Consider the following 16,189-nt stretch of genomic DNA (forward strand, 5'->3'; position numbering starts at 1 on the left):
AGTTACAAGCCGTTAGGGGAGTCTCCTCGCTTCCCTAACGGCCATAGAGTTACAGTTCAAGTACTGCGAAACCAATGCCGAGGCGCAGAAACAGCTTGAGGCCGCAGTGAAGCAGATTCGCACGAGGCACTACGGCGAGGAGCAGTTCACTCCCGAACTCATTCGGGTGGCACTGGTCTTCTCCGCCGAGGAAAGACGCTTTGTGCTTTGGCAGCGCGTCTGACGCATTCCGAAAATCCGCGCCAGGGAATGAGCGCCGTGTAACGGCTGAATTTCAAGGCCTGCCCTCCCCGGGCAGGCCTCTTTGTTCTCTCAGTTGAGGCTCTCGGCCGCGCGGCCCTTCATGATCACGAGCCGCACGCGGCGGTCGTCCATCCTGCGGCGCAGCGCCTCGTCCTTCGTCTCCCTCACGGGGAGTTCCGCCGGCGCGCGCGTCCAGGTGAGGTCCTCCGGGTTCACCTCGAACGCGAACCGCGCGAACTCGTCGCCGATCGCGATGGCAAGGAGCGGAAAAAGCTTCGACGCGATCGAGCGCCCGACGCGGTTCATCTCAGCACGGCACTCCGCCGCGGTCATGCCGGCGGGACGCGCGTAGGTGAGGAGTTCATCCGCGGCGTAGTGATCCCACTCCCAGGCGTCGAAGGCGTCGCCCAGGGTCTCTCCGGCACCAAGCGGATACTCGAAGTACGCGTCCGGGGCGACCAGGCCCGTCTCGTCGACGTAGAGGCAGCAGAGCGCGAGGCCCCTGCCCTTTTCCGTCACGGTGAGTCCGGTGAAGAACCCGCCCGGCCGGGCGCACTCGTCCTCACCCTCACCCGCCTGTCCCCAGGCCTCGAGGCCGTCAAGCGAGAGCCACAGGCACCAGGGCCGGAGTCGTTCGATCACCCACTCGGTCGTGAAGACCCGCCACCACGAGGGGTCCCGCAGCACGTCGGCGAGCACGCCGCGGTCAAAGCCCACGCACACCTTGCCCGCGCTCCAGGCGCCGAGCATGAGCGGCACGGTCATCATCAGGTCCGCCTCGCCGTCCCGGCGGGCGTCGTCGGCCGCGAGTTCCTCGTCGCCCGGCTTTCCGCGGCGGTCGGCCTTCGCGAAGGCCGAGGAGAAGCGCACGGCCTCGGCCATCGGCAGAAAGACGCGGGCGTCCGAAAGCCCTGCGTCGGGCAGAAACGACTTCACGCCGCTGCGGAAGGTCATCACCATGTCGGTGAGCCGGCCTCCGAGGAGAATGTCCGTCTCCTCGAGAACGCCGAGCGGCACCGCGGCGTGACTGGAAAGCGTGCGTGACTGAAGCTCCTCGGCGTACTCGGACACGTCGCCGGGATTTCTGGGGGGGGGGGGTTCCTGAGAGAGCCATCTTGATCCTTTTTTGTTCTGGTCGGGCCGGCATTCTTGAAATAGTGTCTGCGGAAGCGGAGCAGACCGGTCGCTTTTCGCTATTCTAATTCAGTTTTTCACCCCCCGTAGTGATTCCTGACGATTTTTGGCAAACCCCTTGGAAATCTCTGTAAACACTAGAGGAAACGCGGTCATCATCAATTCCACTATGTGTCATCACACAACAACAGTTCCTCCCTGACCGCGCCCTTCAGAACCCTCCGTGTCACCGGAAGGAGGCGGAAATTGTCACTTCCGGGACACGCCCGTGCCGGGAGGAGCGCGTGCGTGACACCTCGGCCGGACGGCTTCCCGCCGGCCCCGGGCCAGGGATGAACGTGAGACGCCTCAGAGGATCCGCACGTGCCGGGCGAGCTTCCCCGGGACGCGCTCGAGCTCGGGGAGCATCTTCCTCTCGACGATCTCCTTCACCTTTCTGCCCACGAGCGCCGCGTGATCCGGGCAGAGGAGCCGGTCGCTCACGGTCCACATCGTGCGCACGGCGCGCCGCCCCTCCCCCGAGCTCGGAGACGAACTGGCGGCCGCACCTGCCGGCAGGATGCGCTTCCAGTCACGCTCGGCCAGGAGTTCGGCGGTATCGCGTCGCTGATGCACCGCCTCGCCGAGGCTGTGGTCGAGATGAGCCTGATGACCGAGGCTGAGGCCAGGAAGATCATCGATCCGATGCTGATGACGGACCCCGCCAGGATGGCCGCCGCCATCCACGCCTTCCGTGCCGGGAAGGCCGCGAAGGCCTGATTCCCAGGGGCACTCCTCCCGTCTCTTTCTCTCCGTTTCGGCCGTCCTTCGAGGGGCGGCCGATGTCTCCAAAGCTTGGGGAGAGTCTTCAAAGCGAAGGCTCTCCCATTTCTTTCTTCTGAATCCGGGAAAACCGCCCGTTGCGGCAGTACCCGGACTCAGCGGGCCGTTCAGGCCGCAGGCGCGTAGTCGTCGGCGTTGTCCAAGGACGCCTCGAGCGCCTCTCTTTCGGAAACGGCGTCCTCCTCGAAGGCGCCGAAGGCCTCCGCCTCGTCCTGGTCGAGCGGAATGAAGGTGCCGGGGACCGCGGCGATCCCGACGGTCCTGCAGTACTTCGCGAAGAGTTCGCGGCCCTCTCTCACGGTGATTTCGTCTGCCATCGTGCTTTCCTCCTTGAAGTTGAGATGGATTCGACACGCATACTTTAACCGCTCCGTGGAGAGGGTCCTCAACTTTTTGTAATCCACTGATATTCAAGGAATAGTCAAAAACTGACCGGCCTCTTCAACGATGCGAGCGGGGCGAAGGCAACGACTTCGCTCACAGATTCTCTTTTGTCCGGTTCGAAACCCACGACCGGCGCGATATGTACGGTTCCCTGCCTCTCCCCGAAAATTCATACATATCTTTAACCCATTGAAATTCCTGATTTTGCATTTCACGCAAAGACTCTTTGCACAGAATGCATCTTTGCACGTGCGTCCCGCGCAAATAGAATCGATCCAAGGCACCGCTCACCCGGGGTGCCGCCGGACATCTCCCGCCCTCCCGGGGCGGGGGCGTCGGACGTGTCCCGGGAAGACGGCGCCCCCATAAAACCAAGAAACTGAAGAACACCCGTTCGCAACCTACTCCAAGGGAACAAAGAAATGTCCGACCTCATACCGGTCTGCCGCGAGGACTGCCTCGCGGCCGTAAAGGCCCTCCTCGGAAACGATGCCGTCCGCGCCGCCGTCGCCCAGGCCGAGCGCGAGCAGGAGACGCGCGTTGCCCAGCAGTGCGAGCTCACCGAGATCCCCTCACCGCCCTTCCACGAGAAGGAGCGTCCGATCCGCTTCGCGGAGATGCTCACCGAAATCGGCATCCCTGACGTGCGCATCGACGAGACCGGCAACGTGATCGGGCGCCTCAAGGGGCGCGGCGACGGCCCGGTCCTCGTGATCGCCGCCCACACCGACACGGTCTTCCCCGAGGGGACGCCGATCAAGGTGCGCCGCGAAGGGAACATGATCTACGCCCCCGGCATCTCGGACGACGCCGGCGGTCTCGCCGCGGTGCTCCAGGTCGCCCGCTCGATCGTCACGCAGAAGCTTCTCCTCATCGGCGACATCGTGTTCGTCGGCACCGTGGGCGAGGAAGGAAACGGCGACCTCCGCGGCAGCAAGGCCCTCTGGGCCGCCCCCAACGACTACGACGCCTTCATCGCGATCGACTCGGCCGCGACCACCCGCATCCTCAAGGGCAGCGTCGGCTGCAAGCGCTACCGCGTGAAGTTCTCGGGCCCGGGCGGTCACAGCCTCCACAAGTTCGGCATCTCGGGCTCGGCCATCCACGTGCTCTGCCGCGCGGGCTACAAGATCGACCAGATCGAGGTCCCGGCGGAGCCCCGCTGCACCTTCAACATCGGCGTGATCCGGGGCGGCACGAGCGTCAACGCCATCGCCGCCGACGCGGAGTTCGAGCTTGACATCCGCAGCCTCAACCAGGAGGGCCTCGAAGCCTTCACCGCGAAGCTCCTGCCCCTCATCGACGAGGCCGTCGCCGAGGAGAACGCGCACTGGAAGCTCGAGGGCGAGAACGCCGTGAAGGCCGAGATCATCCAGATCGGCGACCGTCCCGCGGGCGTCAACAAGCCTGACTCCCCCGTCGTGCACGCCGCCTACGCCGCCATGCAGTCGCTCGGCATCCCGCTCGAGAAGTTCTCGTTCGCCGCCACCGACCAGAACGTGCCGCTCGCGATGGGCTACCCCGCGACGACGCTCGGCGCCGGCGGCGCGGAATGGTTCAACCACTCCGTCAAGGAGCACTGGGACGCGACCGACGCCTTCAAGGGCCCGCAGCTCGCGATGCTCACGGCGCTCGCCTTGGTCGGCGTCGAGGGCGTCACGGAGCCCGTGCTCGAAAAGAGCCACTGAGGCTGACCGCACCGAACATTCACCCAATTCAGAAGAGAAATTTCAACCATGCTGGGCATCATCATCGTCGCGCTCTCCGTCCTGAGCGCCGCCTACCTGATCGCGAAGAAGTACTACGCGCCGGGCGCGCTGCTTCTTGTGGGCCTCATCACCCTCGGCGTCGCCGCCGTTGTCGGTCCCGAACCCATCCTCACGGGCAAGAAGGTCACGCACCTCGAGGGCCTCGACGTCATCCAGACCTTCACCAACCTGCTGCAGACCCGCACCGCCGGCCTCGGCATGAACATCATGGCGATCGCCGGCTTCTCGAGCTACATGTCCGCCATCGGCGCCTCGAAGGCCCTGGTGCAGATCTCGGTGAAGCCCTTGACGCTCATTCACTCGCCGTACCTCGTGATGTCGCTCGGCCTCATCCTGAGCCTCATCCTCAACATCTTCATCCCCTCGGCCGCGGGTCTCGCGCTGCTGCTGATGGTGTCGCTCTATCCGGTGATGATCGCCGCGGGCGTCTCGCGCCAGTCCGCCGCCGCCACGATCCTGATCGGCGGCTCCTGCTGCTTTGGGCCCTCTGGCGGCAACAACCTGCTCGCCGCCGAGCTCACGAAGATGCACGTGATGGACTTCTTCCTCAACGTCCAGGTCATGGTCGGCTGGGCCGCCGTCGTGGTGATGCTCGTCGTCAACTACTTCGTGCAGAAGACGCTCGACCAAAAGGATCTCGCGAGCGGCCGCATCACGCAGGCTGACTTCCAGCTCCCGGACGCCGCGCCCGATGAGAAGAAGGACGGCAAGGAGGAGAGGAAGGTCCCGGCCTTCTATGCCTTGTTCCCCTTGATCCCCGTCGTGCTGCTCTTCGTCTTCTCGCCCCTGATGTACAAAGGCATCAGGATGGAAGTCGTGACGGCGCTTCTCACCGCCACCTTCACGGCCTTCGTGATCGACGGTCTCATCCGCCGCAACCTGCGCGAGTCGATCGCGAACATGAAGAGCTATGCCCAGGGAATGGGCAAGGTCTTCACCTCGACCGTCTTCCTCATCGTCTGCGCCGAGGTGTTCGCCGCGGGTCTCACGAAGTCGGGCGGCATCGCCACGATCATCCAGGCCGCCGCGGGCATGGACGCCGGCGCCGCCGCCGTCTTCACGGTGATGTTCCTCATCGTCGTCGGCTGCGCCTTCGTGATGGGCTCGGGCAACGCCCCGTTCTTCTCCTTCGCGCCGATGATCCCGGACGCCGCCGCGGCCGTGGGCGCCAACGCCGCCTTCATGATGTCGCCCCTGCAGCTCATCTCCGGCATGGGCCGCTCCTCGTCGCCTGTCGCGGGCGTCACGATCGCCGTCTCGGGCCTCTCGGGCGTCGATCCGTTCGTCCTCATCCGCCGTTCGATCCCTGTGATGGTCTGCTCGATCATCGCGGTGTACGTCTCGGCGCTGCTCCAGATCTGAGTCCAGTGACTCACGGACCGGCCCAAAGCCGGTCCGCTGACCTGATGGAAAGGGGCGGTTCCTCGTGGAGCCGCCCCTTCATTTGTGTCGGGGAATCCGGTTCTGCCACAGAGTCGTCCGGGGAGGACCCGGGGGAACCAGTGCAGGCCTTTCAGCGTCTCAGCCGGTAAGTCCTCTCGGACCCGAACCCGATCACGTCGATCTGGCCGAGCTTCTGCATCCAGTGGGTGACCTGCATCGCGCGCATCTTCTTGACGCCGAGGAGCCCCATGAGCTCCGCATCGTTGATCTCTCCGTGCTCCTGGAGGTACGCGAAAACCTGCCCGATCTCCTCGCTCACCTTCGCGTTCGGCAGGCTGCGAGAACCGGTTTTCGCCGCCTTCACGCTCGGCGGGCACCTTTTCTCCGCCTTCACATCCGGCGAGAAGTTCTTCGCCACCTTCACGCGGAAGGTGTTGCCGCTCGCCCGGACGTGCGACGCATCCTCCTCCGTGAGGTGCAGAAACTCCCTCAGACCCGCGCCGGAGCCCCTCGCGAGGCCGAGCCGCCGGAAGACCGCGAGGAGCCGCGGGTTCCTCGGCGGCAGAACCTCACCGAGGACGTCGTCCACCGTGAAGTCATGGGGCACGCCGCCCGGGGAAAGCACCTCCACCGCGTCGCCCCGGACATTCACCATCACGGGGGCGTTGAGGCTCCAGTCGCGGTGCACGAAGGCGTTGACGATCACATTGCGCAGGACGTCCTCGGGGAAGCCTTCCTCCCCGAGCCGGCGGGGAAGGTCCTCGAGCGCCTGGTACTGGCCGAGGACCGAGCCGCCGAGCTCCCCGGTCTCGGGGCTGCCGGCGCCGTCCTCGTACCGCATCACCCGCGTGGTCTGCGGGCACTGGTCGGAGAGAACAAGCGCGAGGTTGGTGAAGGCCCCGTCCGGAGTCGTGAGGCCCCCGACGCACCCGAAGTCCGCGCCGCGGCCGCGGAAGACCGCTGTTGCTTCCTCGAAAGTGAGGCCGTCCTCGGACGAAGGCGCGTCCTCGAAGCGGTCGCCTGCGGCTTCCCCGGTGATCAGTTTCTCTGCGGTCTCTGCCATCTTTCTCATTCCTCATCGAAGGATCCATGACCTCCCGGATCACTGCTCCCGGGAGTCGGCCTGCTCCGGCTTCTCCTCTTCCTCCGGGGCCTCGCCTTCATAGAGATCCCTCAGACCGGCGAACACGCAGGCCACAGCGCCCTTCGTGAGCGAGACGGTCTTCGTGAAGTCGCAGACCGCGGCGGCGAACGACACCGGCATCTGTTCGTTGCCGAAGAAGTCCGGCCGGAAGAGCACGATGTCGCCTTTCCTGCAGCCCGCGGTCTTCTCGAGCGAGTTGACCACGCAGATCTTCTCGGGGGCCATGATGTCCTCGAGGGAGACGGCCTCGGCGGCCCGGGCCTGCGGGACGCCGGCGACAAGGAAGACCGCGCAGAGCGCGGCGGCGGTGATGACGGCGGATTTCATCTTGAATTTCCTCCCAGGGAAAAAGGAAGCATCGATGCCTCCATCATAAACGTCATTCAGCGTCCCTCGGCGCCTTCCCTTGAAATTGACCCGGACGATCACCGCCGGCCTCACCCGAAGGCCTCGATGTTCTCCCGCAGACGCTTCACGCCCTCCTCGAACTTCCCGAGCGGAATCGTGTAGCGCAGCAGCACGTGCCTCAGCTCCTTTTCGCCGTAGAACCACCCGAGCTCAAAGTCCACGCCCCGGCGGCGCCGCCAGAGTCGCTTCAGGTTCACGCCCGCGAGATCGAGCCAGATGCACCCGAAGCCCGCGGGGCACTTCCAGCTGAAGCGGTCCCCGAGGTACTTCGCGAGGATCGCGTTCACGGCTGCGATCCGCTCCCGGTGAAAGACCGCGAAGCGCTCGGTCATCGGCTCGATCAGGTGCTCGGTGAAGAGCTTCTCCGCGACATACTGCGAGAAGAGCCCGGGCGAGAGGTAGTCGCGCCGCCCCGAGGCACGGAGCTGGCTGATGAGCCGGTCGTTGGCGACCACGAAGTTGAAGCACCCGATCGTGCTGAACCACGCCGGCACGGCGCCCATGTAGATGACGCAGTCCTTCCCGGGATCGAGCGAGGCGAGCGGGGGCTTCGTCGCCGTGGGCTCGACGATCCTCGTGTAGCAGTCCTCAATGATGAAGGCGCTGGTCTTCCTCGCGGCGTCGACGAGCATCAGGCGCTCGGCCTCGGAGAGCGTCCCGCCGAGGGGCTTCGCCGCGTCGGGCTCGAGCGCGAGCACCTTCGGGCGCTTCGAGACCTCGAAGCCGCTGAAGTCGATGCGTCCCGAGGCGTCGACCGGCATCTCGCGCCGCCAGGAGGTGTGGCGCTCGGCGATGCCGTAGAAGCGGATGAGCGAGACGGCCGGGTACCAGAACTCGGTGGACGGCCCGATCAGAACCTCGCTCACGAGCCGGTAGGCCTGGAGACGCCTCGAGAGGATGAGGATCTCGGCCGGGTTCGCGTGAATGCCGATCGAGGGAAGGTGCTCGCAGAGCGCGGCCTTCAAGCCCGGCATGCCGCCGGTCGTGAACATCTCGCTCACGCCCGCGCGGTAGTCGCGCATGGCGGCCGCGACCGCCGCGGCCTCGAGGTCGAAGTTCAGGTGCCCGTCCCAGTGCTCGTCGCAGAGCTTTGAGAGGTTGATCACGTCCTGCTCGGCGGCGCCGCCCGCGAGCCTTCTCTCGTCGGCGCGCCGGAAGGCGTCGTTCATGCGTGGCGGCCTGAAGCCGCTTCTCGAGAGAAAGCTCGTGAGCTTCTCCCCGAAGTCCTCGCGGCGCACGGTGATCTCGACGCGCTTCGAGGGAATGCGGCGGATCCAGCGCTCGCGCTCGAGGATGTCGAGCGCCGAGTCGATCGTCACCCGCGAGGCGCCGAACTGGCTCTCGAGCACGCGCCGCCCGGGGAGCCGCCTGTCCGGGTAGAGCCCGGCCTCGATGTTGCGGATGAGCGCCGCCGCGATCCGGCGGTAGCGCGGCTGCGCACTGTCTGAAGCGTTTCCCCTGCCTCGCATCACAAAAATCCTCTCCCTCCGATGGGCTCAGAACCGGGCCTCTTTATCCAATAAAACCGGGCTTATCCGAAGTATGTACCCGTGATTACCATTGAATCAAGGATCCGGGGTGGAAAGCGCGGAAAATCAATGACCGCCCGCCGCTTTTCCGCATGCCTCCGAGGCCGTCCGGCCGGCCCGGGGCAGCCATTGGATCCGCATCAACAACAAAATGGAGAGACACAGATGAAAAGCTTCAAGTTCGCCGCCGTCGCGCTCATGACGATGGCCGCCCTTTCGGCCCAGGCCGCCGCCGACGGCGTCTACCGCGGCCAGGCCATGGGTCACAACGACATCGTGGTCGTGGACGTGACCGTCAAGGGCGACAAAATCGCCGACGTCAAGATCGTCAAGAGCCTCGAGACCCCCGCCGTTTCCGAGCTCCCGAAGAAGGTGATCCCCGAGATGATCGTTGAGAACCAGTCGGTCAAGATCGACCGCATCTCGGGCGCGACCTTCTCGTCCTTCGCGATCGTGGGCGCCGTCAGGGACGCTCTCGCCAAGGCCGGCCTCGACCTCGCGAAGTTCCAGCAGGGCCCGTCGCACAAGTACCTCTTCACCGTTCCCGCCCAGTCGAAGGCTGACGTCGTCATCGTGGGCGGCGGCGGCGCGGGCGTCTCGGCCGCCGTTTCCGCGGCCCGCTCGGGCGCCAGGGTGATCCTGATCGAGAAGATGAGCTTCCTCGGCGGCAACACCGTCCTCGCGGGCGGCGCCTTGAACGCCTCCGACCCCGCGCTCGAGGGCCTGCAGAAGATGTCCGCCGGCCAGCGCGCCATGGTCGACGGGCTTCTCGCCGAGGAGCCGAGGAACGAGCTGCACCGTGCGCTCATCGCCTCCTGCAAGGCGAAGTGGGACGCCCACATCGCCAAGACCCCTGACGTGCTCTTTGACTGCGAGGAGCTCCACGCTCTGCAGACCTGGAAGGCGGGCGACTATGCCGCCAACCTTGAGCTCGTCGACAAGTTGAGCAAGCTCGCCCCCAACACCGTGAAGCAGCTCGCCTCGATGGGCTTCGACTGGAACGACTTCTCGAGCCAGTACGTCGGCGCCATCTGGCCGCGCTCGCATGACGCGAAGTACTTTACCTCCGGTCAGGGGTACATCGACACCTACCGCGCCACGATCGAGAAGGAAAAGCTTCCCGTGACGATCTACTACCAGACGAAGGCGCAGAGCCTCATCATGAAGGACGGCCGTGCGGTCGGCGTCGAGGCGATCGGCCCTGACGGCAAGCCCGTCAAGGTCGAGGCGACCAAGGGCGTTGTGCTCGCCGCGGGCGGCTTCGGCGCCAACGTCGAGATGCGCATGAAGTACGACACGCAGTGGGACGGGAAGCTCAACAAGAACATCGGCACCACCAACTCGCCCGCGATCACCGGCGACGGCATCGTGATGGCCGAGAAGGCGGGCGCGAAGCTCATTGACATGGGCTACATCCAGCTGCTCCCGGTCACCGACCCGCAGAACGGCACCGTCTCGGGCGTCTGCCAGGGCACGGCGATCTACGTCAACACCGATGGCAGGCGTTTCGTGAACGAAATGGACCGCCGCGACGTGCTCTCGCGCGCCGCGCTCGCCCAGAAGGGCGGCGTCTTCTATCGCATGTGCACGGTCCAGAACTCCCGCGTCAAGCCTGACGGCATGACCACGATGGGCCAGTCGATCGACACGCTCATCAAGGCGGGCAAGGTCGTGCGCGGTGACACGGTCGAGGATCTCGCCAAGAAGACCGGCATCGACGCCGCGATCCTGCGCGACACGTTCGCGAAGTTCAATGACTTCTGCCGCAAGCAGACCGTTGACCCCGAGTTCGGCCGTCCGTCCTGCGCCCCGAACATCCCGATGTACGAGGGCCCGTTCTACGCCGAATTAAGGACCCCGAGCGTTCACCACACCATGGGCGGCGTCGCGATCGACACCGACACCCGCGTGATCGGCGCTGACGGCAAGGTCATCCCGGGCCTCTACGCCGCGGGCGAGGTCACCGGCGGCATCCACGGCACGAACCGCGTGGGCGGCAACGCGATCTCCGACTGCCTGTCGTTCGGCTACGTCGCGGGCGCGAACGCCGCCGCGATGAAATAAACGCCGGACCTCTCTCCCGTCTTCCTCCCCGGCCGGGCCGCCCCGGGAGGAAGATCCGGGAAACCGGACAATCAGACACCTCTCCTGACTCCCCCGCGGGCCTCAAAGGGCCCCGGGGGTTCTTTTCACCCCGGCCCGCCCGCGCCATTCCCTCGGATGCGGCGGGGAAGCCCCTTCAGATTGACATCCGTCGATGCGAGTTCTATGATTCCTCGCATAGACAAATATCAATATAAAGGAACGCACGATGACCGCTCAGACCGCTGACACCGCCGAGCTCGCGCGGGTCTTCAAGGCCCTCGGCGACGAGAACCGGCTGCGGATCCTCGCCCTCCTGCGCGGCGGCGAGCGCTGCGCCTGCCGGCTCCTCGACGACCTGCAGATCACCCAGCCGACGCTCTCCCACCACATGAAGCTCCTCGTCGACGCCGGTCTTGTCACGGGCCGCCGCGAGGGCAAGTGGACGCACTACTCGATCAGCCCGGCGGGCGCCGCCCGCACGCTCGAGGCCGTTCGCGATCTGCTCCCCGGCTGAGCGGACGCCACCAGGCCGGTGCGCCGCACCGGCTTTTCAAAACCCAAATACATCGACGCATTTCAATATTTAGATCTGTCGATTCAAAACCCTTCCGGAGATCCTTCCATGTCCGCCATCCGCGACGCCGCCGACTCCTTCCTCACCGGGCTGCCCTGCCTGCGCCGGACCGCCGACGCCTTCGCCGACGCGCTCTGCGTCGCCGGCTGCGCGGCCGGGCTGATTCTCACCGGACTCCTCCTCAACGCCGTCGAAACCAGTCTGCTCGGATAGGACACGGATGCGGTTCACGGACCTCGTCACGACGGAGCGCTCCCGCCCGGTTCCTTTTGGGCGACAGGTTCGCCGAGGACGGCGGGCGCGGTCCGTGCGCCCCGCCCGGGGTCCCCGGCACGGAACACATCCCCCGGCCGGTGCCCTGCGCCGGCTTTTCAAAACCCTTTCAGATCGGCACATTTGAATATCGGAATCTGTCGATCCCGAAGCAACGGAGCCCGATGCCATGAATGCGATACGCGACGCGGCTGACTTCTTTCTCACCGAGGTGCTCGGCATGCAGTGGCTCGCCGACCTCATCGCGGCCGCGCTCGGGGGCCTCGGACTTGACGTGAGCCGCGGCGCCGGGGCGATGCTCCACTTCTTCCTCTGGGACACCCTCAAGATCATGGCGCTCCTCTCGGCGCTCATCTTCGTCATCGCCTGGATCCAGAGCCACTTCCCGCCCGAGCGGGCGCGGCGCATCCTCGGCGGCTGCCGCGGCATCGGCGCGAACGTCGCCGCGGCGCTCCTCGGCACCGTCACGCCTTTCTGCTCGTGCTCCTCGATCCCGCTCTTCATCGGCTTCACGGGAGCGGGGCTGCCCCTCGGGGTCACGTTCTCGTTCCTCATCTCCTCGCCCATGGTCGACCTCGCGAGCCTCGTGCTCCTCACGTGCATCTTCGGCTGGAAGGCCGCGCTCGCCTACGTCGTCCTCGGTCTCGTGATCGCCGTGGCGGGCGGCGCCCTGATCGAGCGCACCGCGCGCCCGGACTGGGTGGAGGAATTCATCCGCGCAGCTCCTGCCGCGGACCTGCCCTGCGGGGAGCTCTCCGCCCGGGACCGCGCGCTGCTCGCGCTCGCGGAGGTCAGGTCGGTCGCGCGACGCACCTTCCCCTATGTGCTCGCGGGCGTCGGCATCGGCGCCGTGATCCACAACGCCATCCCCGCCTCCGTCGTCGAGGAGGCGCTCGGCGGCGGCAATCCGCTCGCCGTCGAGACCGCGGTGCTCGCGGGCGTGCCGATGTACGCGGACATCTTCGGCACGGTGCCGGTCGCGGAGGCGCTTCTCGCGAAGGGCGCGGGCCTCGGCGTCGTGCTCGCCTTCATGATGGCCGTGACGACGCTGTCGCTGCCGAGCCTCATCATGCTCCGCAAGGCCGTCAGGCCGCCGCTTCTCGCGCTCTTCGTCGCCGTCTGCACGGCGGGGATGATCCTCGCCGGACACATCTTCAACGCCCTCGAAACCTTCCTGCTCTGAGGAGAGATTCACCATGTGGTTCACCGACTTCATCACCGGACAGCGCTCGCGCTCGGACGACGTCCGCCCCGTTTCTCCCGACGACAGCCCCGGCCGCTGCGAGAGCGACGCCCCAGAGGACAGGTTCGGCGGGGACGCCGGCCCGGCGGGCTGCTCGATCCGCGTGCTCGGCACCGGCTGCGCGCTCTGCCGCAGGCAGTTCGAGAACGCCGAGGCCGCCGTGCGCGCGCTCGGCCTTGAGGCCGACGTGAGGCACGTCACCGACATGCGCGAGATCGCCGCCGCGGGCGTTCTCTCGCTTCCCGCCGTCCTCGTGAACGGCCGGGTGGTCACGCACGGCCGCGTCCTCACCGCCTCCGAACTCGCGAAGCTCCTGCGCGTCCTCGGCTTCGGCGCGGCGCACTGATCCGCGTTTCCGGCCTCAGCGCACGCGCACATGTTCCGCGAGCACGGGCGACGCGCACCCGAGCTCCGGGATCATGCGCTTCCCGAAGGCGTCCTTCACCTTCTCGCCCACCAGCGCCGCGAGACCCGGCGAGACGAGCCGGTCCGCCACCGCCCACATCGTCCTCACGGCGCCCCGGCCCTCGGGGAGCGCGAGGATCACCAGATCGCGCACGAACTGACGACCGCACCAGATGTTGGTGGCCGGAACGACGCTCCAGCCGCCGAGCCGCACGACGAGGCCGATCAGCTGGTAGCTCGAGGTCACGGTCACGGAGCGCGCGGGCGTCATCTCCCAGTTCCTCAGCAGCCGCCGCATGTCCACCGCGAGCGCCGAGCCCGTGCGCTCGTAGCCGACGAAGGTGCGGCGGAGGAGATCGTCGCGCAGCTCCGCATTCTCCATCGCGAGGATCCGCCGCGCCTCGTCCGACGCCCCGGCGCCGATCACGAGAAGAAAGTCCTCGTCATAGAGCGGCATGCGCTCCCAGCGGTCCTCGCCCGGCATGGGGTCCGAGCTCACGACGACGTTCAGGTCCCCCGCGCGCAGCGCCTCGGTGAGGGGCTTGGCGAGCCCCGAGACGCACTCGAGGTCCCGCACCTCCTCCGTGAGGTCACCCACCACCCAGGGCGAGATCGTGGCGGCAATCGTCTCCGAGAGCCCGAGCCTGAGCGAAATCTCTGACCTTCCGCCCGCGGCCACCCTGGCTCGGAGGGCATCGGCCATGTCGAAGAGCCCCGGGAGCCCCTTCTCGAGCTGCCTCCCCGCGGGCGTGAGCCTCAGCGGCCGCTCGTCATGAAAGAAGAGCTTCGTGCCGAGCGACTTCTCGAGCCTCGCGATCGCCTGCGACACCGCGGGCCCCGTGAGGCCGAGCGACCTCGCCGCGTCCCGCAGCACCCGTTTCCGGGCGACCTCGCGGAACACACGCAGGTCGCCCCAGTTCATCTCGGTCTCTTTCTCCGCCATTGAGCTCTCCGAAGTCAGTTCCGCGGTCCGCACCGCACCTTTCATTCAAAATAAATGAAATTTACCCTGTCGAGAAGATTTTCTTACGATGCGCGACAATCGGGCAAGTCCGGATGAGAATGCCATGCATGAGCCCACGGCGCGGCGACGGGTGTCTCGGATTGGGAAGCTCCTTCGGAAAGGCACCCGCGAATGTGGCAGCGCCCGGTCTCATGAGCCAGTCCTCCGGAAGAACGTGGTGAGTCGTCCGGGGAATTGCTTTACGGCAGGCGTCCGCAGTCCTCCAGCTGCGGGCGCTTTTTTTCGCTTCGCCCCCGCGGCTTGAGGCCCCGCGGGCCTCAGATCTTCTCCCTCTTCTTTTCGCCGGGAATGAGGAACGAGACGGCGAGGGCCGCCGCGATGATGACGAGTCCCGCCGTCACACCCGCCGACCACCCCGCGGTCGAGGCCGGGTCAGAGGACGTGAAGGCCGCCATCACGGGCGGGATCACCGCGAAGGACAACCCTGCGCCGAGGCAGAAGGCCCCGGAGTTGATGCCGGGGAGGAACCCCGGGTTCTCGGCGGGCGAGAGCGAAATGGCGAGGGCGTTCAGCATCAGGATCGCGCACCCGGTGAAGGTGACGCCCATCAGCACCAGGCCCGCCACGAGCCATTGAAGATTCGAAATGCCGAGGAAAAGCACCAGCGCGAGGCTCGCCGCCGCCCCGGCGAGGCCGGTGCGCAGCATGTTGGCGTACCCGATCACGGGTGCGAGACGGCCCGCGAGCGGACTCGCGATCCAGCCCGCGACGGCGAACGGGGTGAGGAGATAAAGCGCCGCCACGTGCGGGGCTAGTCCGAAGCCCGCGGCCGTGTTCTGGGCGAGCGAGAGCGCCGTGCCGTTCACGACGGCGAAGCCCCCGGTCATGGTGAGGACCGTCGTGAGGAGGAGCGCCCAGGTGCCGCGGCGCCTCAGATGCTCGATCGCGACGAGCGGCTCCTTCACGCGCTTCTCCGCCGCGACGAAGAGCCGGAAGGCCACGAATCCCGCGAGAGCGAATCCGAGGATGACGATCGCCGGGTCGTTCGCCCCCGCGCGGTTGAGCGCGAGCAAGAGGCACGCGAGACTGGCGACGAGGAACCCCACGCCCGTCCAGTCCATGGCGCGGCCCGCCGAGGGCTTCGACTCACGGGTGAACTTCCACGCCATCAGCGCCGCCACGGCCGCAATGCCGCCGATCGTCCAGAAGACCGCCCGGAAGCCGAGGTTCGAGGCAAGCCAGCCGCCCGCGATGGAGTCAAGGCCGCAGAGGCCCCCGCTCACGGCGGCGATGAGCCCGAGAAGCGTCGCGTAGAGCTTCTCGTCCTCGATTTCGGTCCTCAGCATCAGCATCGAGACCGAGAGCACGGGACCGGCGACGCCCTGCACCGTGCGGGCCGCAAGGAGCGTCGCGAGATTGGGCGCGACCGCCGCGAGAAAGCTCCCGAGCGCGAGGACGGCGAGCATCGCGGTGAGGAGCAGCCGCCTGCCCTTCATGTCGGAGAGTCTGGGCACGAAGAGCGCGAAGAGCGCCGCGGGCGTGAAGAACATCGTCTGCACGAGCCCGACGTCCGCCTCGCCGACGCCCAATTCCGCGCCGATCGTCACGAGCGCCGGCGCCACCATGCTGGCGTTCAGCTGATACGCCGTGCAGGCCGTGAGGAGCGCCGCCGTGAGCGCGATCACGCTTCCCTTCCCCTTCTTCTCCGCTGTCATTTCCTGCCTGTCTTTCGTTGAACAGCGCCGCAGGAAAACCCCGGATCGTCCGGGCTTCAAAAAAGAGACCCCGCGACCGCCCTGATCCGTCATTCTAGAGACCGGGCGGCCGGG

At 66.5% G+C, this 16,189-nt stretch carries 16 protein-coding genes; 8 read left to right on the top strand and 8 right to left on the bottom strand.

Annotated features, from left to right (window positions below; translation table 11 throughout):
• Nucleotides 1-312: 312 nt before the first annotated feature.
• Both Q4F91_RS09290 and Q4F91_RS09295 read right to left on the bottom strand, forming a co-directional pair.
• Entirely contained in the window at nucleotides 313-1,314 is a 1,002-nt protein-coding gene (locus tag Q4F91_RS09290) for a hypothetical protein (RefSeq protein WP_303337023.1), read from the bottom strand.
• 411 nt (nucleotides 1,315-1,725) lie between these two features.
• Complete coding sequence (locus Q4F91_RS09295) at nucleotides 1,726-1,992, bottom strand: hypothetical protein (protein ID WP_303337025.1); 267 nt, start codon at nucleotides 1,990-1,992, stop codon at nucleotides 1,726-1,728.
• On the opposite strand from Q4F91_RS09295, the gene Q4F91_RS09300 reads away from it, so the two are divergent.
• Complete coding sequence (locus tag Q4F91_RS09300) at nucleotides 1,987-2,136, top strand: hypothetical protein (protein WP_303337027.1); 150 nt, start codon at nucleotides 1,987-1,989, stop codon at nucleotides 2,134-2,136. The two genes, Q4F91_RS09295 and Q4F91_RS09300, sit on opposite strands and share 6 nt — an antisense overlap.
• Nucleotides 2,137-2,306: 170 nt before the next feature.
• Here the strand turns inward: Q4F91_RS09300 and Q4F91_RS09305 are convergent, their stop codons facing one another.
• The gene (locus tag Q4F91_RS09305) at nucleotides 2,307-2,516 is read right to left on the bottom strand and encodes a hypothetical protein (RefSeq protein WP_303337029.1); all 210 of its coding nucleotides are present in this window, start codon (nucleotides 2,514-2,516) and stop codon (nucleotides 2,307-2,309) included.
• A 489-nt stretch (nucleotides 2,517-3,005) separates the two neighbouring features.
• Here Q4F91_RS09305 and Q4F91_RS09310 point away from each other — a divergent pair, with 489 nt between their 5' ends.
• Together Q4F91_RS09310 and dcuC are read left to right on the top strand one after the other, a co-directional pair.
• Nucleotides 3,006-4,271, top strand: a complete 1,266-nt coding sequence (locus Q4F91_RS09310) for a M20/M25/M40 family metallo-hydrolase (RefSeq protein WP_303337032.1) — start codon at nucleotides 3,006-3,008, stop codon at nucleotides 4,269-4,271.
• A gap of 48 nt (nucleotides 4,272-4,319) precedes the next feature.
• Nucleotides 4,320-5,714: a C4-dicarboxylate transporter DcuC gene (gene dcuC / locus Q4F91_RS09315; protein ID WP_303337035.1), complete on the top strand. Its 1,395-nt coding sequence runs from the start codon at nucleotides 4,320-4,322 to the stop codon at nucleotides 5,712-5,714.
• 151 nt (nucleotides 5,715-5,865) lie between these two features.
• Here dcuC and Q4F91_RS09320 read toward each other — a convergent pair whose 3' ends face one another.
• From Q4F91_RS09320 to Q4F91_RS09330, 3 genes are all read right to left on the bottom strand, one after another.
• A complete protein-coding gene (locus Q4F91_RS09320) occupies nucleotides 5,866-6,798 on the bottom strand; it encodes an ATP-binding protein (protein WP_303337038.1) in 933 nt (310 codons plus the stop codon).
• 39 nt (nucleotides 6,799-6,837) lie between these two features.
• On the bottom strand, nucleotides 6,838-7,206 hold the full coding sequence (locus Q4F91_RS09325; RefSeq protein WP_303337040.1) for a hypothetical protein: 369 nt from the start codon (nucleotides 7,204-7,206) through the stop codon (nucleotides 6,838-6,840).
• 110 nt (nucleotides 7,207-7,316) lie between these two features.
• Entirely contained in the window at nucleotides 7,317-8,756 is a 1,440-nt protein-coding gene (locus tag Q4F91_RS09330; RefSeq protein WP_303337042.1) for a GntR family transcriptional regulator, read from the bottom strand.
• A 225-nt stretch (nucleotides 8,757-8,981) separates the two neighbouring features.
• Between Q4F91_RS09330 and Q4F91_RS09335 the strand changes: the two genes are divergently transcribed.
• The 5 genes from Q4F91_RS09335 to Q4F91_RS09355 all read left to right on the top strand — a co-directional run bounded on the left by Q4F91_RS09335 (nucleotide 8,982) and on the right by Q4F91_RS09355 (nucleotide 13,337).
• Entirely contained in the window at nucleotides 8,982-10,880 is a 1,899-nt protein-coding gene (locus Q4F91_RS09335) for a flavocytochrome c (RefSeq protein WP_303337045.1), read from the top strand.
• Nucleotides 10,881-11,127: 247 nt separating this feature from the next.
• Nucleotides 11,128-11,415: a helix-turn-helix transcriptional regulator gene (locus tag Q4F91_RS09340; RefSeq protein WP_303337046.1), complete on the top strand. Its 288-nt coding sequence runs from the start codon at nucleotides 11,128-11,130 to the stop codon at nucleotides 11,413-11,415.
• A 108-nt stretch (nucleotides 11,416-11,523) separates the two neighbouring features.
• The gene (locus Q4F91_RS09345; RefSeq protein WP_303337048.1) at nucleotides 11,524-11,688 is read left to right on the top strand and encodes a hypothetical protein; all 165 of its coding nucleotides are present in this window, start codon (nucleotides 11,524-11,526) and stop codon (nucleotides 11,686-11,688) included.
• Between the two features lie 229 nt (nucleotides 11,689-11,917).
• Nucleotides 11,918-12,931, top strand: a complete 1,014-nt coding sequence (locus Q4F91_RS09350) for a permease (protein ID WP_303337050.1) — start codon at nucleotides 11,918-11,920, stop codon at nucleotides 12,929-12,931.
• A gap of 13 nt (nucleotides 12,932-12,944) precedes the next feature.
• Entirely contained in the window at nucleotides 12,945-13,337 is a 393-nt protein-coding gene (locus Q4F91_RS09355; protein WP_303337052.1) for a thioredoxin family protein, read from the top strand.
• Nucleotides 13,338-13,352: 15 nt separating this feature from the next.
• On the opposite strand, the gene Q4F91_RS09360 is transcribed toward Q4F91_RS09355, so the two are convergent.
• Together Q4F91_RS09360 and Q4F91_RS09365 are read right to left on the bottom strand one after the other, a co-directional pair.
• Nucleotides 13,353-14,339, bottom strand: a complete 987-nt coding sequence (locus tag Q4F91_RS09360; protein ID WP_303337055.1) for a LysR family transcriptional regulator — start codon at nucleotides 14,337-14,339, stop codon at nucleotides 13,353-13,355.
• A 338-nt stretch (nucleotides 14,340-14,677) separates the two neighbouring features.
• Nucleotides 14,678-16,075, bottom strand: coding sequence for an MFS transporter (locus tag Q4F91_RS09365; RefSeq protein ID WP_303337057.1), 1,398 nt, complete (start codon nucleotides 16,073-16,075; stop codon nucleotides 14,678-14,680).
• Between the last annotated feature and the right edge of the window lie 114 nt (nucleotides 16,076-16,189).

The organism is Sutterella sp. (genome assembly GCF_030539355.1).
Classification (GTDB): Bacteria; Pseudomonadota; Gammaproteobacteria; order Burkholderiales; family Burkholderiaceae_F; genus Sutterella.